Genomic DNA, 20,093 nt, shown 5'->3' with positions numbered 1-20,093 from the left:
GATCAACTCCGCCGAAACGTGGGCAGCGTAGGCAGGGAGGAGCAAAAATTGCACCTAAATGGAAGACTTCCAACTCGTCACTTCGCGTCTTCCAAATAAGGGTGAGTTCTGCCACTTAGGTCTACCTCTCACACCGATTTAGAAGTCCCAGTCCTCATCCTCAGTATTGACAGCCTTGCCGATCACGTAGGACGAACCGGATCCGGAGAAGAAGTCGTGGTTCTCGTCCGCGTTCGGGGACAGCGCCGACAGGATGGCCGGGTTTACGTCGGTGACGGAAGCGGGGAACATCGCCTCGTAGCCCAGGTTCATCAGGGCCTTGTTGGCGTTGTAGTGCAGGAACTTCTTGACGTCCTCGGCCAGGCCCACGCCGTCGTACAGGTCGTGCGTGTACTGGACCTCGTTCTCGTACAGCTCGAAGAGCAGTTCGAAGGTGTAGTCCTTGATTTCCTGGCGCTTCTCCTCGGAAACCTTCTCCAGGCCCTTCTGGAACTTGTAGCCGATGTAGTAGCCATGCACGGCTTCGTCGCGGATGATCAGGCGGATCAGGTCAGCCGTGTTCGTCAGCTTGGCCCGCGAAGACCAGTACATGGGCAGGTAGAAGCCCGAGTAGAACAGGAAGCTCTCCAGCAGCGTGGAGGCCACCTTCCGCTTCAGGGGATCGTCGCCCTGGTAGTAGTCCATGACGATCTGGGCCTTCTTCTGAAGGTTCTCGTTCTCCGTGGACCACCGGAACGCCTCGTCAATCTCCTTGGTGGAGGCCAGGGTGGAGAAGATGGAGGAGTAGCTCTTGGCGTGCACGGACTCCATGAACGCGATGTTCGTGTACACGGCTTCCTCGTGCGGAGTCAGCGCGTCCGGGATCAGGGAGACAGCACCAACGGTGCCCTGGATGGTGTCCAGCAGGGTCAGGCCGGTGAACACGCGCATGGTGAGCTGCTGCTCGGCCGGCGTCAGCGTGTTCCAGGACTGGACGTCGTTGGACAGCGGCACCTTCTCCGGCAGCCAGAAGTTGTTCACCAGGCGGTTCCAGACGTCCACGTCCTTGTCGTCCTGGATGCGGTTCCAGTTGATGGCCTCGACGTGACTGAGAAGCTTCACTTTTTCGGTCATGACTCCGACTCGCTTTCTGAAGAGAGACTTGGTTTGGCTGAGTCCTCGACGCAATACTTGCAGTCGGCTTTCTCGATGCCTTTGTTGGTGTGATGTCTAGTGTGTGCGCTGCGCTGGCTGGAAGGCATTGGACGGCCCTTCCGAACCGCTGACATTTTCGCACGGGTTTCCTCGCTGGCCTTCTTCCCGAAGTTCGGATTCCCGGCGCCCTTCCTGGCTTCAGAAAGTGCCCTTCGGGCTTCTTCGCCGACAGTGCGTCCGAACCCTGGATGGTCCGGCCCGAACCTGCCGTAATTCGGGTTAGCGGTCCCGGAATTCGTACCTTTGCGGTCCTGTGACCACTTGCTGCGCTGCTCCACGCTGTGCTTTCCGCCGTAGAAGGGGTTCGCTGCACCCGGCCGGCTCGACCCCTTACGCCCGGTACCACGTACACTGGCTGCCGCCCGCATCTCGTCCGTCCAGATGACGCCCGTGGGACCAAGTCCGCCATCGGAAAGATTCAGCAGGCGATCACCCTCGCGGCGCAGGAAGCTGATCCACTCCATCTCGGCCCGGCCCAGATCCTGCAAGCCCTCGATCCAATCCAGTTCGTCCGCGATCAGGTCGGCGGGATCGTGCTTGCGGACCCAATCGTAGAACGGCGTTTTTCGGCCCTCCGCTGCTGCCCGGAGGTGTTGATGGAAACGACGACTGGCCGTCTTGGTGGTGATACCGACGTAGCGGTACTCGACCTCCCGCCGAAGCCGGATGCCGTAGACCAAGCCGCCCGCCGCCGTCGTCGTTTCCATCTCTCTCCTAAGCAGAACTCAACCGATTCTGGTTACAGCATGCAGGAAACGCAATTTTCCACCTCGGTCCCTTCCAGCGCGAGCTGGCGGAGACGGATGTAGTAGATCGTCTTGATGCCCTTCTTCCAGGCGTAGATCTGGGCCTTGTTGATGTCGCGCGTGGTGGCGGTGTCCTTGAAGAACAGCGTCAGGGACAGGCCCTGGTCCACGTGCTGGGTCGCGGCGGCGTAGGTGTCGATGACCTTTTCGTAGCCGATCTCGTACGCGTCCTGGTAGTACTCCAGGTTGTCGTTCGTCAGGTACGGCGCCGGGTAGTACACGCGGCCCAGCTTGCCTTCCTTGCGGATCTCGATCTTGGACGCCACCGGGTGGATGGAGGAGGTGGAGTTGTTGATGTAGGAGATCGAGCCGGTGGGCGGCACGGCCTGCAGGTTCTGGTTGTAGATGCCGTGCTCCATGACCGAAGCCTTCAGCTCGCGCCAGTCAGCCTGCGTGGGGATGTGCACGTTCTTGAAGAGCTCGCGGACCTTCTCGGTCTGCGGAACCCATTCCTGCTCCGTGTACTTATCGAAGAACTCCCCCGAGGCGTATTTGGACTTCTCGAAGCCGCCAAACGTCTGGCCGGTTTCGATGGCCAGCAGGTTGGAGGCGCGCACCGCGTGGTACACCACCGAGTAGAAGTAGATGTTGGTGAAGTCCAGGCCCTCTTCGGAGCCGTAGTGGACCCGCTCCCGCGCCAGGTAGCCGTGCAGGTTCATTTGGCCCAGGCCGATGGCGTGGCTCTGGTCGTTGCCCTTGGCGATGGACGGCACCGAGGTGATGTTGGACATGTCGGAGACGGCGGACAGCGAGCGGATCGCAGTCTCGATGGTGAGGCCGAAGTCCGGCGAGTCCATGGTCTTGGCGATGTTCAGCGAGCCCAGGTTGCAGGAGATGTCCTTGCCGGTGTCGGCGTAGGACAGGTCATCGTTGTACGTGGTGGGCTGGGAGACCTGGAGGATCTCCGAGCACAGGTTGGACATGATGATCTTGCCGTCGATCGGGTTGGCCCGGTTCACGGTGTCTTCGAACATGATGTACGGGTAGCCGGACTCGAACTGGATTTCGGCGAGGGTCTGGAAGAACTCGCGCGCCTTGATCTTGGTCTTCTTGATCCGGGAATCGTCCACCATCTCGTAGTACTTTTCGGTGACCGAGACGTCGGAGAACGGCATGCCGTAGACGCGTTCGACGTCGTACGGCGAGAACAGGTACATGTCCTCGTCCTTCTTGGCCAGCTCGAACGTGATGTCCGGGATGACGACGCCCAGGGAGAGGGTCTTGATTCGGATCTTCTCGTCCGCGTTCTCCCGCTTGGTGTCCAGGAAGCGGTAGATATCCGGGTGGTGGGCGTGCAGGTATACGGCACCGGCGCCCTGGCGGGCTCCGAGCTGGTTGGCGTAGGAGAAGCTGTCTTCGAGGAGCTTCATCACGGGGATGACGCCGGAGGACTGGTTCTCGATCTGCTTGATGGGCGCGCCCACCTCGCGGATGTTGGTCAGGGCGAAGGCCACGCCGCCGCCGCGCTTGGACAGCTGCAGCGCGGAGTTGATGGAGCGGCCGATCGACTCCATGTTGTCTTCGATGCGGAGCAGGAAGCAGGAGACCAGCTCGCCGCGCTGCTTCTTGCCGGCGTTCAGGAAGGTGGGGGTGGCCGGCTGGAAGCGGCCCTCGATGATCTCGTCCACCATCTGCAGGGCGAGCTGCTCGTTGCCGCGGGCCAGGTGCAAGGCAACCATGCACACACGGTCCTCGTAGCGCTCCAGGAAACGCTTGCCGTCAAAGGTCTTCAGCGTGTACGAGGTGTAGAACTTGAAGGCACCGAGGAAGGTTTCGAAGCGGAACTTCTTCTTGTAGGCACGGTTGAACAGTTCGCGGATGAAGTTCATCGTGTACTGGTCCAGCGTTTCGCGCTCGTAGTACTGGTTCTTCACCAGGTAGTCGAGCTTCTCCTCCAGGTCATGGAAGAACACGGTGTTGTTGTTCACGTGCTGCAGGAAGTACTGGTGGGCGGCCTCGCGGTCCGCCTCAAACTGGATTTCGCCGCTGGGACCGTAGAGGTTCAGCATGGCGTTCAGCTCGTGGTAGCCCAGGCCCTTGTAGGCGGCCGGCATCTCGGGCTTCCCGGCCCTGGTTACTTCTGTGTCTGCGACAGTCGTGTCCAAAACGTGTCCAATCCTTGGTTGACCCGGGTGACGTCTTCCGGCGTTCCCATAAGTTCGAATCGATAAAGGTGGGGTACTTTGCACTTGGCGGCGATGATGTCACCGGCCATGCAGTAGTTGTCCCCGAAGTTCGTGTTGCCGGCACCAATCACGCCGCGGAGCAGTTGCCTGTTCTGCGGGTTGTTGAGGAACCGGATGACCTGCTTCGGAACGGACCCCTCTCCCCCGGTGCCACCGTAAGTAGGCACCACCAGCACGAACGGCCGGGTGGCGAGGAGGGGTGCGTCCTTCGCGTAGAGCGGGATCCGGGCCACCTCACGGCCTAGCTTCCTGACGAAGCGGCTGGTGTTCTCGGATGCGGAGGAAAAGTAGATGAGCTGGCTGCCGGTACTGACCGGCCCTGCATCAGCCTGTGCACCGGCCAATGCGGACGCCTCCATGCGCTGAGCCGCATGGTCACGCTGTGCTGTGGGTGCCACCATGGACGTCACCTCAGCTTGTTGCTGTCGGGAAAAGCGGAAACCTTAGGCTACGGAGGAAACGGCGGACAGTGCCAGTTCCTCAATCTTGTCCGGGCGGAAGCCTGACCAGTGATCCTGGTCGGTGACCACAACGGGAGCCTGCATGTAGCCCAGTGCCTTCAGGCGCTCCAGCGCCTCGGCGTCCTGGGAGATGTCGACGCTCTGGTAGGTGATGCCCTTTTTGTCGAGCGCACGGTAGGTGGCGTTGCACTGAACACACGCAGGCTTCGTGTAAACCGTTACGGTCATTGTCGCTGTCCCCTTAGTTGAAATCTCTTGCTGGTGCGGTGTCCCCGTCCAAGCCGTATGTAGATACTACATGTAGTGCAGGCGCCTCTTTTGGACCCCAAGATGATGTATTACAAGTATGTCATTTAATGCACCGTTAATCCACAGGCAGGGGCCCATAAAATGGCCGGGATCCCGGGATTTTTGGAAGGTCCGTCCACACCCTGTGGAGTACTTAGCCACAATTAACGGCCAGCGTGTCGCGAAATCGACGGCGTGTCGCGGCGTTGTCCACAGGGCTTCCGGGCACGGAAAAGGGGTCCCGAAGTGACCTTCGGAACCCCTTGGGGTGACCAATCGCACCGGCCGCCTGGTGCCGGTGGAAGCGGCGGGCGCCGCTACAGCGGGGCGGGCCTGCTGCAGAGGATCTGCTCTACGCCCATCCGGCCTTCGGCAAAGCTGCGGAGGGCCCCCACCAGGTACAGCCGCCAGACACGGACCACTTCCGGGCCCATCATTTCCCGGGCCCGGTCCAGGTTTTGCTCGAACGTCGCGTACCAGGCGTCAAGGGTGCGGACGTAGTGCCTGCGCATGCCCTCGACCCCCTCCACCTCGAACCCTGCGCCCTCGAGGAAGTTCAACGTCTCCCCCACCGGGCGCATGTGCATGTCCGGCGCGATGAATGATTCGATGAACGGACCGCCGCCGGGGTGGCGGCCGCGCCGGGACATCTGCTGTACCAGCACTTTCCCGCCCGGCGCCAGGTTGTCGAACAAGGCCTGGGCGTAGACGGGATAGTTCTTCTGCCCCACATGTTCGCCCATCTCCAAGGAGGCAACGGCGTCGAATGGCCCGTCCGGGATCTCGCGGTAATCCTGTACCCGGATCTCCACCTGGTCCGCCAGGCCGTACTCGTTGATCCGGGCGTCGATGAATGCTTTCTGTTCCACGGAGAGAGTGACACCAACTACCTTGGCTCCATACTGCCGCGCGGCATGCAGGCTGAGGGAACCCCATCCACAGCCAACGTCCAGCAGGCGCATACCAGGTTCCAGCCCGATCTTGCGGCACACCAGGTCCAGCTTGTCGCGCTGGGCATCCTCGACGCCGTAGCCTGGACCGGGAGCTTCCGTCCAGTAACCGCTGGAGTAGGCCATCTGCGGGTCCAGGATCAGGCCGTAGAAGTCGTTGCTGAGATCGTAGTGGTGGCTGATCGCGGCGCGGTCACGGATCAGGCTGTGCAGCCGTCCCCGGACCTTGGCCTGTGTTGCCGGGGGCGCCGGCGGTGTCCCCAGGGCCCCGGCCGAGCGGGCGATCCTGCCGATGCCGGCGATGACTCCGGGCGTAAGGCGGATGCCGGACAACCGGCGCTGCCGGACCACTTCCCACAGCTGCTGCAGCGCCGAATTGAGGTCACCGTCAATGTCCAGTTCACCCGTGACGTAAGCCTGTGCGGCGCCAAGTTCGCCGGGGTTCCACAGCAACCGGCGGATGGCGTCCGGGCTGTTGAGCAGGACCACCGGGGCGTCCACCGGCCCCGCTTCCGAACCGTCCCAGGCCTTCAGGCGGACAGGCAGGTCCCCGCCCACCACGGGCCGCAGCACCTCTGCGATCGTTTCGGCAAGTGCAGCGGTCATCAGCGGCCTCCGTTGACGGCAGCGTTCTTCCTCCGGTCCAGCACAATTTGCTGGACGTTCAGGTAGCCCGAGGCAAAACCGGCCCTTGAATAGCAAAGGTAGAAGAGCCACATCCGCTGGAAGACGGCGTCGAAGCCGAGTTCAGCAACCTCGTCCTTCCGCGCCATGAACCGTTCCTCCCAGAGGCGCAGCGTCTCGGCGTAGTGTTCGCCGAAGGCAAGGCGTTCACGCACCTGCAGTCCGGTCCGCTTCTCTGTGACTTCCTCGATGGCCCGCACCGACGGAATCACGCCGCCCGGGAAGATGTATTTGTGCACCCAGGTGTATCCGGTCCGGGTGGCCAGGAGCCGGTCATGCGCGATGGTGATGGCCTGGATGGCCACCTTTCCGCCGGGGGCAAGGACACGCTCGATGGTTTGGAAGTACGTGGCCCAATATTCGTAACCGACGGCCTCGATCATCTCGACCGAAACGACGGCGTCGTATTCGCCCTCCACGGCACGGTAATCCTTCAGCTCAATGGTCACCTGGTCCGCGTAGCCTGCCTCCGCCACCCGTTTCCGGGCCAGCGCCTGCTGCTCGCTGGACAACGTGACCGAGTAGACGGTGGCGCCGCGGGCGGCTGCACGCAGCGCCAGTTCGCCCCACCCGGTGCCGATCTCAAGCACCCGGGTTCCGGGTCCGACGCCGGCCTTGTCCAGCAGTCGGTCGATCTTCGCCTGCTGGGCGGCGGCGAAGCCCTCCCACGGCATGTCCTTCACGGCGCTTCCCGATGCAGGGAAGAGCGCGCTGGAGTAGGACATGGTCTCGTCGAGGAACGTGGCGAACAGTTCGTTGGAGAGGTCGTAGTGACGGGAGATATTGGAGCGGGTGTTCTTCAGGGAGTTGCGTTCCGTCCGCGGCTGGCGCGGCAGGAAAATGGACCGCAGTTTCTGCAGCGGAGCCGGTATCAGGGTGCCCGCCCGCTCCGCGAAGACCTCCAGCACTGCTGTCAGGTTGTCCGCATCCCAGTCGCCGGCCATGTAGGACTCGCCCAGGCCGATCAAGCCCCCGTCGCCCAGCCGCAGGGCAAACTGCGCGGGCCGGTGGATGGTCATGACGGGTGCGCCCGAGCCGGCCGGGGCAGAACCCAGCACCTGGCCATCGGGGTAGCGCACCTCGAGCGGAAGGCGCCGCACCGCGGCCTTGAAGATCCCGTCCGCAATCCGCGCTGCACCGTTCGCCTTGAAACCCGAAGGCACGGCGGCGATTCCCGGCCAGATGCCCGCATCGATGGACGCGGGTGGCCGCGGCACGGTGTACGGTGCGGCGGAACCGTGATGGTCCGCCGGCCGCTCAGCCGAGGCGGTGCCGTTATCGTCCGTCATTGTCATTGAACTGCCTCCTGTGGGGGGTGATGTGGTCTGGCGACGACGGGCAGGCGTCTTGCCCAGAGCTTAACGCCCTGGAGCCGGATAAGTGCGGATACCAGCATCGGCGCGGCAGGCACTGCAACGGCTGCCGCGAGGATGTTCCGGATGGTGGCCGGTTTACGCCTGCCGTCCATGGTTGCCACGAAGGGTCGGTGCCCTTCGCGTTCCAGGACGATTGACACCGCCAGCCGCTCTCCGGGGGCGGGTAGCTTCATCCGGTATTCGCCGTCAACGTCGTTAAAGGGTGAAACGTAGAAAGCCTTCGGCACTGACGCGCGTCCCGAGGGGTCTGTCCGGAGCAGGTAGCAGTGCCGTTCGCCGTAGGTGTTGTGGACCTCGGCCACCACGCACCGGAGCTCTCCGTTGGTGCCGTAGCACCAGAAAAGCGTCAGCGGGTTGAAGACGTAGCCAAAAACCCTGGCACTGGTCAGCATGTGGATGGGGCCGCCGTCGGGCTCGATTCCCTGCGTCCGCAGGTAACGCTCCACGTTGGCCCTGAAGCTGGCCCCGGGATCGCCCAGATGGTCTCCCGCGCGGAATTCCGCCAGTGGCCGGAGCAGGCGGGGCAGGCGTGGCAGGTCATCCACGTCCACGAACCAGCTGTAGCTGCGGTAGGTGAACGCGTTCTTCAGCGGAGTCTGCCGCACATGCGCGATGGCGGTGCGGTAGATGGCGGCACCCATGGTCACGCCGGTTCCGCGGCAAGCAGTTCCCGCTCCCCCTCGCCGGAGGAGTTTCCGCCGTCATCGGCCCTGGCCACCGGCCAGGTGCGGCCGAGCTGCTCCGCGGCACGGACCCCGGAGAGGGCGCCGTCTTCGTGGAAGCCCCAGCCAAGATAGGCCCCGGCATAGGCGATCCGGTCGTTGCTGAGAGCCTTGATGGCCTGCTGGGCCTGCAGGGACTCGGGGGTGTACTGCGGGTGCTCGTAGACCATCCTGTCCAGGACGGCGACGTCGGCAATCAGTTCGGACTCGCCAAGACTGACCAGGTACGGCCTGCCGTCGGCCGGTTCAAGCCGCTGCAGGCGCGTCAGGTCGTAGCTGACCAGGACTTTGTCCGGTCGGGCGTCGCAGCCGGGAAGCCGGTAGTTCCATGAAGCCCTGGCATTCTCCGCCGCGGGCAGGACTGCGGGGTCCCGGTGGAAGACGGTGTGGTTGACCGAGTACGGCATGCCGCCGAGCGCTTCCTTCTCCGCAGGCGTGGCGTCGGCCAGGAACCCCAGTGCCTGCGCCGGGTGGGTGGCGATGACGACGGCGTCGAAGGCTTCCAGCCCAGCGGCAGTTGCCAGTTCCACACCGTCAGGGGTCCGCCGAAGGGCAGTGACCGGGGTTTCCAACCGGACATCGGGAAGGGCCGCAGCCAGCTTTTCGACGTAGCGGGCGGAGCCGCCGGTGACGGTGCGCCACTGCGGTGAGCCTTTGATGCCCAGCATCCCGTGGTGGCCGAGGAACGTGAAGAGGTACCGCGCAGGGTAGGACAATGCGGTAGTGGGGTCGCAGGACCAGACGGCGCTCACTACCGGGGTCATGAAGTGCGAGATGAAGTAGGGGCTGAATTTCTCCCGCTCCAGGAAGGCGCCGAGCGTCAGGTCGGGAACGTCCACCCCGCCGCTGACGGCCGACGGCGGCGCGGTCCTGAGCAGTTCGCGCGCCTTCCGGTAGAAGCGGGTGACCTCCAGGAGCATCAGCAGGTAGCGGCCGCGCAGCAGGCTCGACGGTTTGGCGATGATGCCGCGTGCACCGTCCCGGGCGCCGGCATATTCGAGTCCGCAGCCGTCACAGCGGATGGACATGCTCATCTCCGAGTCCTGGGTTTCCACGCCCAGTTCGGCGAACAAGCGCAGCAGCGTGGGATAGGTCCGTTCATTGTGAACAATGAAACCAGTATCGACGCCGATGGCGCTGCCGTCCGGCTGGGGCATGTCGTGGGTGTGGGCATGGCCGCCCAGGCGTGAATCTGCCTCGAACAAGGTGACGTTGTCCTGCCGGTTCAGCACGTAGGCGGCCGTAAGTCCGGCCACGCCGCTGCCGATGACGGCGATGCGCCGCCGCCCGCCTGCATCTACTGCTGGATTAGGTGACAATTCGTGCTCCTCTGTTGGACATCTGCCGCCGGACCGGGTGTACAGAGGGCAATTCGGTACCGTGGCGGCGGCGGATGGGTGCAGTACTGTGGGCTGGTGGTAAACCCCGTGCACTTGAAGACCTTATTGGAGGTCACGCGGCTTGGCTCATTCGCCGCGGCCGCCGCGACACTTGGTTATACTGCCTCCGCTGTTTCGCAGCAGATGTCCGCCCTGGAGCGGGACACCGGCGTCACGCTCTTCCAGCGCTCGGCGCGGGCCGTGGTCCCTACGGAAGCCGCCGTCGTCATGACCCGCCACGCCGCGAAAGTGCTCACGGACATCGAAGCCCTGATGGCGGCAGCGTCCAGGGCACAGGACACGGGAAGCCAGGAGCTCCGGCTGGGAATCTTCCCCAGCCTCGCCACCTATGTCCTGCCCCGGATCCTGAAAAATCCGGCCTGGAAGAAGCTGGGCATTGACCTGCGGGTGTCCGTGGCTGAACCGGGCCAAACCATCCAGGGGCTGCGGACGGGCGGCGACCTCGACCTGGCGGTGGTGTTCCAGGTGGGCCAGACCGGCTTCGCCTGGCCCAACACGATCAACCGGCAATGGATTGGCGACGACGACTTCCGGGTGGTGCTGCCTGCCGGCTGGGGATTCCGCGCCGACGCGAAGGTGGCAGCGGACCATCTCTCCGACATGCCATGGATCATGCACCACCCCGGCACCAGTGATGCCATGGTGATTGAGCGGCTCTTCGCCGGCTGCAACCTGCACCCGCGCGTGGTAGCGCACAGCGACGACTTCCACGCAAGCCTGGAAATGGCAGCTGCCGGGCTGGGCGCCGCCCTTGTCCCGGAGCTCGCGCTGCGGAACAAACCGGCTGGGGTGGTGGTGCTGGACGTCCCCGAGATCCGGCTGGCACGCAACGTGTTCGCGCTTCTGATCAATGACCGGAAAACGGCACGGGTGCAGCTGTTCGTCGACCTGCTGGCCGAAACCCTTGCCGGCATGCGCACCGCAGTGAATTAGCCCCGAACGCTGGAATGGGCCGGACTTCGGGTCTATGTTGAGAATATGAACAAGGTAGCGAGCCAGCACTTTGGAGAGATCGACCTGAACCACGGCATGGATCATCTCTTCGCCGCCCGGCACGAGCTGCGCGGCCACCCGCTGGAACTCGACCTGAACATCAATGCCCACGACCACTTCGATGAAGCCGCGCTCCGGAAAGTCGAATACCGGCTGCGTTTCCTGCCCGAACTGGTGGACGAGGTCCGCGAGATGATCGCCGAGGAACTTGAGCAGGAGGGCACCAGCCCGCAGGAATACCTGCATTTCCACTGCAACGCGCTCAAGGAAGAACACCTGCACAAGGTGTTCGGTGTCCAGGACCGCAGCCAGCTCACCAATGAGGTGTTCCTCAAAGCACTGAAGCTCGGCCATGTGGGCATCTACCCCGGCCAGCCCGAACGCTACTTTGTCCTGGACTTCACCCTCGGCGAGCACTTCACCGATGAGGTCCTGGTGGCCTGCGCTGACCAGGACGGCGTGGTCGACGACGAGATCGTCTGGGAGTCGTGAGGCTGCCGGCGCTGTTGTGACACCCCGGCACTAAGGAGTGCAGGCGCCATGGATGTGTTTGATGACAGTCGCGGAACCCGGCGGCTGGCGTCCTCGCTGCTGCTGGCCGGCGTCGTGGTGTCGATCCTCGCCGGCATCCTGCACGCCGAATCCCACGACGCGAATGATCACGTGGCATCCTTCACCGCCTACGCCAACAGTGGAATCTGGACCGCGGTGCATCTGGGCCAGTTCGTGGGCATGGCGTTGGTGGGCGCGGGCCTGGTTTGCCTGGGCACCGTGCTCGGTGGCCAGCGCCGGTCGCTCGCGTGGACCGCACGCTTTGGTGCCCTTTTCGCTGCTGCGGCCATTGCGTTGTACGCGGCCCTGCAGGCGGTGGACGGGGTGGCCCTGAAACAGGCGGTGGACGCCTGGGCTGCCTCGCCCGAACCGGAGAAGGCCTCGCGGTTCGCCACGGCGGAGGGCATCCGCTGGCTGGAATGGGGCATGCGCAGCTATCAAAGTATCCTGCTGGGCACGGCGTTGGTGTTGTTGGGTTTCGTGGTGGCCGCTTCGCACCGAATGTCCCGGACAGCCGGTTATGCGATGGCGCTGGCCGGGCTGGCCTATATGGCGCAAGGGTGGATTATCGGGGAATCCGGGTTCTCCGCCGACAATGCGGTCCCGACGCTGGTGGGCATTGCGGCCATCGTGGTGTCGGCGGTGTGGCTGACGGTCGGCGCATGGCGGATGAAGAAACCGGCGACGGCCGGCCACGTGATGTGACCGGCCGCGTGCCCGCTTCTCAAACTTCCTACTTGGCCGCTTCCAGCAGGCCGGCGCGGACCGTCTGGGTTGCCTTGGCCAGGTTGCGCAGGGATTCTTCGGTCTCGGCGTAGCCGCGGGTCTTCAGGCCGCAGTCCGGGTTGACCCAAAGCTGGCGGGACGGGACGTGCTTGACGGCGGTGGACAGCAGCTCGGTGACTTCCGCTTCGCCCGGAACGCGCGGCGAGTGGATGTCGTAGACGCCGGGGCCAACGCCGCGGCCGAAACCGTGGGACTCGAGGTCGTGGACAACCTCCATGCGGGAGCGGGCTGCTTCGATGGAGGTCACGTCGGCGTCCAGGCCGTCGATCGCGTCGATAATCACGCCGAACTCCGAGTAGCAGAGGTGGGTGTGGATCTGGGTGGCGTCTGCGGCACCGGCGGTGGCCAGGCGGAAGCAGTCAACGGACCACTTCAGGTAACCGGCCTGGTCCGCCTTGCGCAGCGGGAGCAGCTCGCGCAGGGCGGGCTCATCCACCTGGATGACCTTGATGCCGGCGGCTTCGAGGTCGGCGATTTCGTCGCGCAGCGCCAGGCCAACCTGATTGGCGGTCTCGCCCAGCGGCTGGTCGTCGCGGACGAAGGACCAGGCCAGGATGGTGACGGGCCCGGTCAGCATTCCCTTCATGGGCTTGGCGGTGAGGGACTGGGCGTATTCCGCCCATTTGACCGTGATGGGGGCGCTGCGGGTGACATCGCCCCACAGGATGGACGGGCGGGTGCAGCGGGAGCCGTAGGACTGGACCCAGCCGTGGACCGTGACGTCGAAGCCTTCGAGGTTCTCGGCGAAGTACTGGACCATGTCATTGCGCTCAGGCTCGCCGTGCACCAGGACGTCGTAGCCCAGCTCTTCCTGCAGGTCCACGACGCGCTTGATCTCGTCCTTCATGAGCCGCTCGTACTGGTCGTCGCTCAGCTCGCCCTTGGTGTTGCGGGCACGGGCGGAACGGATCTCCGAGGTCTGCGGGAAGGAGCCGATGGTGGTGGTGGGCAGGGGCGGCAGCTGCAGCGCCGCTTCCTGGGCGGCTTCGCGGACGGCGTATTCGGAACGGCTGAAGTCGGCAGCCGTCAATGCTTCGGTGCGGGCCCGCACATCCTGGCGGCGGACACCGTGGGCGGTGGCACGCGAAGCGATCACGGCGGTGGCGTCATCGATGGCTGCCTGTGCGGCCGCGGGGTCGGCCAGCCAGGACGCCAGGATCTTGACTTCGGCGGCTTTCTGGTCGGAGAACGCCAGCCAGCTGCGGAGCTGCGCGGACAGCTGGGTTTCTTCCTCGACGTCGTGGGGAACGTGCTGGGTGGAGGTGGACGTGGAGACGGCGACCTTGGCGGCGGCGCCCTTCAGTTCGTCCAGCTTCGCCGCCGACGCTGCGAGGTCGTTGCGCCAGATGTTGTGCCCGTCAACGACGCCGGCAACCAGGGTCTTGTTGCCCAGTCCTGCCAGCGCCGCGGCGGACGGAACGGCGCCCTTGAAAACGTCGATGTGCAGGGCGTCGATGTTGGTGGCAGCAAGGGTGCCAAGCTGTCCGTCGAGGGAACCGTACGGGGTGGAGACCAGGATCTGCGGGCGGTTGGCCGCAGCGGTCAGTACCTCGTAGGCCCGGGCAACCGCGGCTTCGATATGGGCGGCAGGGATGTCCTGGTCGACCACCAGGGCGGGCTCGTCGAGCTGGACCCAGCTGGCGCCCGCGGCAGCGAGCTGTTCGAGGAGCTGGACGTAGATGGGGAGGATGTCCGCCAGCCGCGACAGCGGCGCAAAGCCGGCCGGTGCGTCGTCTGACGCCTTGGACAGCAGCAGGTAGGTGACCGGACCCACGATGTAGGGGCGGGTCTCGATGCCGTTCTCCAGCGCGAACGCGAACTCGTCCACCTTGGCGGTGGAGGCGAGGGTGAATTCGGTCTCCGGGCCGATCTCCGGGACCAGGTAGTGGTAGTTGGTGTCGAACCACTTGGTCATTTCCAGCGGCTGCTGGTCCTTGTTGCCGCGGGCCAGGGTGAAGTACGCGTCGATGTCCAGGCGGCCCTCGGCGTCGAGGAGCTTGCCGAAGCGGGCCGGGACGGCGCCCAGGTGGGCGGTGGTGTCCAGGACCTGGTCGTAGTAGGAGAACGTCCCCGGCACGGCGGCGGCTTCGGTCAGGCCAAGGTCCTGCAGTCGCCGGGCGATGGTCAGTTGGATGTCCTTGGCGGCGGCGTCGAGGGCGGCGGCGTCAATTTTGCCTGCCCAGTAGGCTTCAACGGCCTTCTTGAGTTCGCGGCGGCGGCCGATGCGCGGGTAGCCGAGCAGCGATGCCGACGGGAACGGGGTGTTTTTGGGCGCGGTCAGTTCAGGCATGGAGTTCTCCTAGGAAGTGTGGAGCGTGCGGGGGTGGTCTGTGGGGTTCAGCCGGGAAGTGCTCAGCTGGCAAGCTGGGGCCGGGCGGCGGAGTCCCGGCGGGTGCCCAGGCGGCTGTGGCGCGGCAGGGCCAGCTTGTCCAGCACTTCGAGCGCGCTTTGGTGCTCGTTGAAGGTGTAGAGGTGGATACCGGGGGCTCCGGCATCCAGGGCGGCATTGGCCAGGTCCACCGTGGCGTCGACGCCGATGTGGAGGCGTTCGAGGTCGCTGTCGGCGGCGGCCAGGCGTTCCATCAGTGCGGGTGCCGGTTCGACGCCGGCCAGTTCACCGAGCCGGGTGAGCCGGCGGAGGCTGGTGAGCGGCATGACGCCGGGGATGATCGGGATGGTGACTCCGGCGCGGCGTGCCCTGGTGAGGAGGTTCGCGTACTGCTCGGTCTCGAAGAACACCTGGGTGATGGCGAAGTCGGCGCCGGAACGCTGCTTGGCCAGCAGCACCTCGACGTCGTGTTCCTCGCTGGGCGATTCCGGGTGCCGGGAGGGATATGCGGCCACGCCGACGGCGATCTTTCCGGCGCAGAGCAGTGCTGAACGCCGCTGCTCCACCCGCCTGATCAGCTCGATCAGGTCCTGGGCGTACCGCAGTGCACCGTCGGAGGGCCGGACGCCGTCCTTGGGCAGGTCGCCCCGCAGCGCGAGGATGCCCCGCACTCCGATGTCCAGCAGTTCGCCGATGATTCCGGCCAGCTCCTGCGGCGTGTTTCCAACGCAGGTCAGGTGTGCCAGCGGCCGGAGGGTGGTCTCGAGCAGGAGCCGGTTAATGAGTTCGACCGCGGTGTCACGGTTGGATCCGCTGGCACCGTACGTCACGGAGACGTAGTCGGGCGCCGTGGTTTCGAGTTCACGGATGGTGGTCCAGAGCGTCTCGGCGGCGGCCGGGGAGCGCGGCGGGAACAGCTCATAGGACAGTGCCACCGGGGCGGTGTCCGAGAGGTTTGGGTGTGCTTCAATGAGGCTTGGTGGTGACATTTGCGTCCTTGGCTTTGGGCCACTGGGGTTGCCTGCCGGTAAATCTACAGGGAAACCCGCAATGAATTGAGTTTGGGGAACACGGAGGGACTCCATTGAGGACGCAGCCGCGACTGTTACGCCTGGAATGAAGTAGTCCGTGAGCAAATGTCAGGCCCACATGGGGGCACCCACACCCTCCGGAACGGAGGATCGCTGACACGTTACCGCGGTAACTTGTTTACGACTCTATGGGGGCACGGAGGGTGCATTCAAGTCGGCAACCGAATAAGACGCAGTTTTACGGCGTGTTCCACGCCCGCTGCAGAATTTCCTTCGCCGGTGGACCAGCCCTACCAGGGCCGGTCCGGCGCCGTTCCGCTGGAGTCGTCCAGGTATTGCTCGCGTTCACGGCCGCTGTTCCGTTCCCGCTCGGCCTGCCGTGCACTGTCCTGAAGTTGGTCCAGCTGGCTTTGCCGCGCCTCTGCCGAGGGGTCAGGCGCGGGCTCCGTCGATGGTGCCGCTGTTGGGCCTGGCCCTTGGGCGGCGGAGCTAAGCTTTCCTTCCAGCCGTTCGGCGGCTTGCCCCAACCGTCCACCGGCCCCGGCTGGCGCGTCCGGCGACAAGCAACCCGGTGCCTCCTTCGCCGCGGCCAGTGCGGACTGGTACAGGGCAGCGGCCGACGCCGGATCCCCGGCCTCCAGCCGTTCGTCACCAAGGCGTTCGATCACCAGGGCCAGGTTGACCCTGATCAGGCATTCATCCCCGGAACCGGCCGGGACGGTGCGGAGAGCCGTTTCGAAGTCGGTCCGGGCGGCCCCGTAGTCTCCGCGCAGCACCGCAGCGCCGCCGGCGGCGAACGGCGCTTTGTGCGGCTCCACCACGTTGGCCACGCCGAGGCCACCGGCGGCGGCGTCCACGCCGGAAGCGTCCCCGGCCGCGTACCGTACGGCAGCATGCTCGGCGAGGACGCCGAGGCTGAGGAGCTTTGCCGCCACGCACAGCGCCAGGAGCACCGGCAGCAGCGACCAGAGCAGCAGGCGACGGCGGCGGACCGGAAGGCCTCACCGTACGGCCTCCGCCCGTGCCGGCCGCGGGAGCCCGCGCAGCCGGCGCAGGACCGCCGCCGCTTCGGGCAGGGCCAGCAGGAACGCACCGGCGGCCAACAGCCAATACACCTCGGTCCGGGCCGCGACGGAACCGTCGCCGTCCGAGTGTTCCGCCTTTCCCGGGTGCGCCTGCCGCATCATGTCCGCCACCGGGGCGCCCGCGTCCCGATGCACGTACGGTAGGCCCAGTTGCGCCGAAATGGTCCGGAGCCGTCCCTCGTCGATGACGGAGCGTGCGTCCCCTGCGCCGTTGTCCTGGACATATCCGCCGTGCGGTCCTGTCCCAGCGCCGCCGGCAGAGCCGTCGCCGGCGTCCAGGCCGGAGTTTTCCTTCATCCGGCCGCCCTCCGCCGTGCCATAGCCGAGGACCGCTCCCCCAGCCACCAGTCCGGCGTCGAACGCCATTGCCTCCGGTTCCGTGCCGCTGGTCTGTTCCCCGTCACCCAGGTAGTACACCAGCCGCGGGCGGCCGGGGTGGCTGTCCCGGGCGGCGGCCAGCCGCTCTGCGAGGACCTGCCTGGCGGCGGTGATGCTGCTGCCCTTGGCGTACGCGGTGACTTGGGGCTCGAGGACGTCGGTGATGGTCTCAAGGGCCAGGGTATCGGTGCTCAACGGCATCCGGACATGGGCGGTGGTGTCGAAGGTGATGACTGAAAAACGCGCGCCCGGCAGCTGTTCCGCAATGGCCTTGATGTCCTTGCGGACGCCTTCCAGCCTCGGGGTTGCGCCGCCGTAGTCCTCGGCCACCATGCTGGTGGTGGTGTCCACCACGAAGAACACGTTGAGGTCCGTCGAGGCGGCCGGCACGTTACTGCCGGGCAGGCCGGGCCGCAGGGCTGCTGCCCCGACGAGCAGGACGACGGCGGAACGCCTGAACCATGCACGGCGCCCCGGCCCGGCGGGACGTGGCGGCGTGCCATGCCGGCCGCGCCTCAGCGGTGGCTGCACCTGCCAAAGTGCAGCGCAGAGTACCAGTGCTGACAGAGCTGCGGTGGCCAGCGGTACTCCGGGAACCTCCGTCAGCACGGCCCGCGGCGCTCCCTGGATTGCAGCAGCCTCGGTCTTTTCGACGCTGGACACGATCCCGGCCACGGCGTCAGGGCTGTCCAGGGCGTAGTAGGAGCCGCCCGTAGACTCCGCCGCAGCCCGCAGCCGGGCGCCCGGCTGGTCCGTCCCGGCGCCGTAGTCAACGTCTCCCGGATTCAGGGCGTAGACGTGCACCGACCTTTCCTTGGCCAGTTGCGCCGCCTGCTCCAGGGTCATGATGGGTTTGCCGGAAAGGAAGTTATCAGTGGCCAGCACTACCGACCGCGAGCGCTGCGGTCCGGCGGCACCCGGGCCGGTGGCGCCCTGGAAACTGTTCAGGCAGGACGCCAGGCCATCGCCGATCAGCGAGGAACCACGGCCGCTCCAGGTGCCGTCCAGGAATCCGGAGCTGCCGGGCTTGCCGTCGAAAGCGTCCTTGGCGGCCTGGAGTTGCTCCTGGGCGTAAGCGTAATCGTCCGTCAGCGGGAACACCTGGATAGCGCTGCTGTCGAAAATGGTCAGGCCGATCCGCTCGCCGTCGAACTTCCTGGCCAGGCCGGCGAAGACGTCCACCACTGCGGCGTCGGCGTTGCTCATGGAGCCGGATACGTCCAGGCAGAGCATGATGTCCCGGTTGTGCTGCTCCGGCCGGGTGGTTGCCACGTCCACGGGGCGGGCAGCAGCCACCGCCGTCGAGGCCAGCAGCAGGGCACACGCGGTCCCGGCCACGAGCAGCCGTCTCCGGTGCCGCCGAAGGGCTGCCTGGTATTCCGGCAGCGCGGTGAGCCGGTCCGCGTGGGCCACCGGACGGCGTCGAACGTCTTCCCGTCCGTTGCGCCGCAGCCCGGCCCACACGGCCCACGCCACGGCAGCAGCAGCCGGCAGCAGCACCCACCACAACATCAACTCCATGCGCGCACCACCGCCGAAGTCCTTGCCGCGGAGGCGCCCACGGAGGGCAGCGGACCGGGCCCGAATTCGGCCGGGTAGAGGGCTTCGACGGCGTCCGCGGCCGCAGGAAGCGGGTGCTGCGCCAGGTCCTGCTGTGTCATCCGGGTGGCGTCCACCCCGGTGGCGTCCCGGACGAATCCGCGCAGGAGCATGCTGATCTGCTGGTGCGCGGCCCGGGCGTCGAGGGTGCCTGCTGCAGCATCGAGTTCCACGTCACGGATGCGCTGCAGGTAGGCGGCCTTGAGCGACGGGAGGTCTGTCAGGGCGGGACGCGCCGGTGCGGAACCGGAATCGGGGCCGGCACGGGAGCTTAACCACACGTAGGCGTACCAGCCGGCCACCAGAGCCAGGATTGCCGCTCCGCACCACACCCATGCGGGGTTGTACGGCAGCGGTCCGTAGAATCCGGGGTCAGCCTGCACGCCGGTGCCTTTCCAGCAGGGCAAACAGGCCGGTCATGACGTCGTCGCTGGCGGCCACATCCCCCTCAACGATCCCCGCAGCACGCAGCATGGCCTTGCGCTCCGCATCGCGCTGGGCGGCCGCGGTGGCATAGGCGGCCGCCACGCCGGCCGCCGCCGCAGGCTGCCAGGCCAGGACCGCGGAATCGGCGACGCTGTAGGAATCGGCTGTGGAAGATTCCCGTATTTCCTGGCTGGACGGCGCCAGGTCCGCGTCCCGGACCGTCAGCCAGAGGATCTCGTGCTGCGCGCGGAGCCTGCGGAGGAGCCGGCCCGTGGCGTCATCAGCGGGCAGTTCATCCGCGACGACGAACAACAGGCGGCGGCCCTTGACGTTGCCGGCCACGTGCTGCAACTGGTCCTGGAGCCTGCTCGGGGGGCCGTCCAGCCTGGTGTTGGTGTCGACGTGCCTCAGCATCCGCTCCAGGTGCTCCTCACCGCCCTTAGCGGGCAGGGACCGGGTGGTGGAAGAGTCGCCGCAGACCAGGCCCACCACATCACCATGGCGGAGGGCAAGGTAGCCCAGGACTCCCAGTGCGAGGATGGCAATGTCCTTCTTTGCCTCCCCGGATTTGGCCTCCGCAGCCATGTTGCGCCCGGTATCGGTAACGAGGAGGACTGTTTGCCTCCGGACTGCCACATAGCGCCGGATCAGGGGTGAGCCGTGGCGCGCCGAGGCCTTCCAGTCGATGTCGCGGACCTCGTCACCGGGAACGTAGGCGCGCAGGTCATCGAAGTCGAGGCTGCGGCCACGGAAGACGGAACCGTATTCGCCGTCGAGCATTCCCCGGGCTTTCCGGTGCGCGAAGATGGCCATCTTCGACTTCACGCGCTGGAGCAGGCTTGGCATG

General features: G+C 65.7%; 18 protein-coding genes. 3 read left to right on the top strand and 15 right to left on the bottom strand.

Going from position 1 to position 20,093, the window contains the following annotated elements; genetic code table 11:
• Positions 1-138: 138 nt before the first annotated feature.
• The 9 genes from nrdF to AC4EEO_RS07920 all read right to left on the bottom strand — a co-directional run bounded on the left by nrdF (position 139) and on the right by AC4EEO_RS07920 (position 9,986).
• A complete protein-coding gene (nrdF, locus tag AC4EEO_RS07960; protein ID WP_018761532.1) occupies positions 139-1,113 on the bottom strand; it encodes a class 1b ribonucleoside-diphosphate reductase subunit beta in 975 nt (324 codons plus the stop codon).
• The gene (locus tag AC4EEO_RS07955; RefSeq protein ID WP_109044487.1) at positions 1,110-1,901 is read right to left on the bottom strand and encodes an NUMOD3 domain-containing DNA-binding protein; all 792 of its coding nucleotides are present in this window, start codon (positions 1,899-1,901) and stop codon (positions 1,110-1,112) included. The genes nrdF and AC4EEO_RS07955 overlap by 4 nt, the downstream gene beginning before the upstream one ends.
• 32 nt (positions 1,902-1,933) lie before the next feature.
• A complete protein-coding gene (gene nrdE, locus AC4EEO_RS07950; protein WP_109044486.1) occupies positions 1,934-4,054 on the bottom strand; it encodes a class 1b ribonucleoside-diphosphate reductase subunit alpha in 2,121 nt (706 codons plus the stop codon).
• Between the two features lie 20 nt (positions 4,055-4,074).
• Entirely contained in the window at positions 4,075-4,545 is a 471-nt protein-coding gene (gene nrdI / locus AC4EEO_RS07945; RefSeq protein ID WP_026264518.1) for a class Ib ribonucleoside-diphosphate reductase assembly flavoprotein NrdI, read from the bottom strand.
• 84 nt (positions 4,546-4,629) lie between these two features.
• Positions 4,630-4,875 carry a glutaredoxin-like protein NrdH gene (gene nrdH, locus AC4EEO_RS07940; RefSeq protein WP_013601222.1) on the bottom strand — a complete coding sequence of 82 codons (246 nt, stop codon included), beginning with the start codon at positions 4,873-4,875 and terminating at the stop codon, positions 4,630-4,632.
• A gap of 377 nt (positions 4,876-5,252) precedes the next feature.
• Positions 5,253-6,491 (bottom strand): SAM-dependent methyltransferase, encoded by a 1,239-nt coding sequence (locus tag AC4EEO_RS07935; RefSeq protein ID WP_133831649.1) that lies wholly within the window; start codon positions 6,489-6,491, stop codon positions 5,253-5,255.
• On the bottom strand, positions 6,491-7,864 hold the full coding sequence (locus AC4EEO_RS07930; RefSeq protein WP_018761537.1) for a class I SAM-dependent methyltransferase: 1,374 nt from the start codon (positions 7,862-7,864) through the stop codon (positions 6,491-6,493). Before AC4EEO_RS07930 ends, AC4EEO_RS07935 begins: the two co-directional genes overlap by 1 nt.
• Positions 7,861-8,592, bottom strand: a complete 732-nt coding sequence (locus AC4EEO_RS07925; protein ID WP_018761538.1) for a DUF1365 domain-containing protein — start codon at positions 8,590-8,592, stop codon at positions 7,861-7,863. Before AC4EEO_RS07925 ends, AC4EEO_RS07930 begins: the two co-directional genes overlap by 4 nt.
• Positions 8,589-9,986 (bottom strand): NAD(P)/FAD-dependent oxidoreductase, encoded by a 1,398-nt coding sequence (locus tag AC4EEO_RS07920; RefSeq protein ID WP_018761539.1) that lies wholly within the window; start codon positions 9,984-9,986, stop codon positions 8,589-8,591. The genes AC4EEO_RS07925 and AC4EEO_RS07920 overlap by 4 nt, the downstream gene beginning before the upstream one ends.
• Before the next feature lie 96 nt (positions 9,987-10,082).
• Between AC4EEO_RS07920 and AC4EEO_RS07915 the strand changes: the two genes are divergently transcribed.
• From AC4EEO_RS07915 to AC4EEO_RS07905, 3 genes are read left to right on the top strand one after another with little or no spacing between them, the layout of a single operon-like run.
• A complete protein-coding gene (locus tag AC4EEO_RS07915; RefSeq protein WP_026264521.1) occupies positions 10,083-11,000 on the top strand; it encodes a LysR family transcriptional regulator in 918 nt (305 codons plus the stop codon).
• Between the two features lie 45 nt (positions 11,001-11,045).
• On the top strand, positions 11,046-11,552 hold the full coding sequence (locus AC4EEO_RS07910; protein ID WP_018761541.1) for a DUF2004 domain-containing protein: 507 nt from the start codon (positions 11,046-11,048) through the stop codon (positions 11,550-11,552).
• A 48-nt stretch (positions 11,553-11,600) separates the two neighbouring features.
• Positions 11,601-12,317, top strand: a complete 717-nt coding sequence (locus AC4EEO_RS07905; protein ID WP_491340211.1) for a DUF4386 family protein — start codon at positions 11,601-11,603, stop codon at positions 12,315-12,317.
• A gap of 28 nt (positions 12,318-12,345) precedes the next feature.
• Here the strand turns inward: AC4EEO_RS07905 and metE are convergent, their stop codons facing one another.
• The 6 genes from metE to AC4EEO_RS07875 all read right to left on the bottom strand — a co-directional run bounded on the left by metE (position 12,346) and on the right by AC4EEO_RS07875 (position 20,092).
• A complete protein-coding gene (gene metE / locus AC4EEO_RS07900; RefSeq protein ID WP_491340210.1) occupies positions 12,346-14,688 on the bottom strand; it encodes a 5-methyltetrahydropteroyltriglutamate--homocysteine S-methyltransferase in 2,343 nt (780 codons plus the stop codon).
• 62 nt (positions 14,689-14,750) lie between these two features.
• Positions 14,751-15,716: a methylenetetrahydrofolate reductase gene (locus AC4EEO_RS07895; protein ID WP_018761544.1), complete on the bottom strand. Its 966-nt coding sequence runs from the start codon at positions 15,714-15,716 to the stop codon at positions 14,751-14,753.
• 332 nt (positions 15,717-16,048) lie between these two features.
• Positions 16,049-16,693 carry a hypothetical protein gene (locus AC4EEO_RS07890; protein WP_491340209.1) on the bottom strand — a complete coding sequence of 215 codons (645 nt, stop codon included), beginning with the start codon at positions 16,691-16,693 and terminating at the stop codon, positions 16,049-16,051.
• Positions 16,694-16,759: 66 nt separating this feature from the next.
• Positions 16,760-18,742, bottom strand: coding sequence for a vWA domain-containing protein (locus tag AC4EEO_RS07885; RefSeq protein WP_491340208.1), 1,983 nt, complete (start codon positions 18,740-18,742; stop codon positions 16,760-16,762).
• The gene (locus tag AC4EEO_RS07880; RefSeq protein WP_491340207.1) at positions 18,733-19,203 is read right to left on the bottom strand and encodes a hypothetical protein; all 471 of its coding nucleotides are present in this window, start codon (positions 19,201-19,203) and stop codon (positions 18,733-18,735) included. Before AC4EEO_RS07880 ends, AC4EEO_RS07885 begins: the two co-directional genes overlap by 10 nt.
• Complete coding sequence (locus tag AC4EEO_RS07875; protein ID WP_491340206.1) at positions 19,193-20,092, bottom strand: DUF58 domain-containing protein; 900 nt, start codon at positions 20,090-20,092, stop codon at positions 19,193-19,195. The genes AC4EEO_RS07880 and AC4EEO_RS07875 overlap by 11 nt, the downstream gene beginning before the upstream one ends.
• Between the last annotated feature and the right edge of the window lies 1 nt (position 20,093).

This window comes from Pseudarthrobacter sp. MOO13 (assembly GCF_058267655.1).
This window is presented reverse-complemented; position numbering and strand designations above follow the sequence as displayed.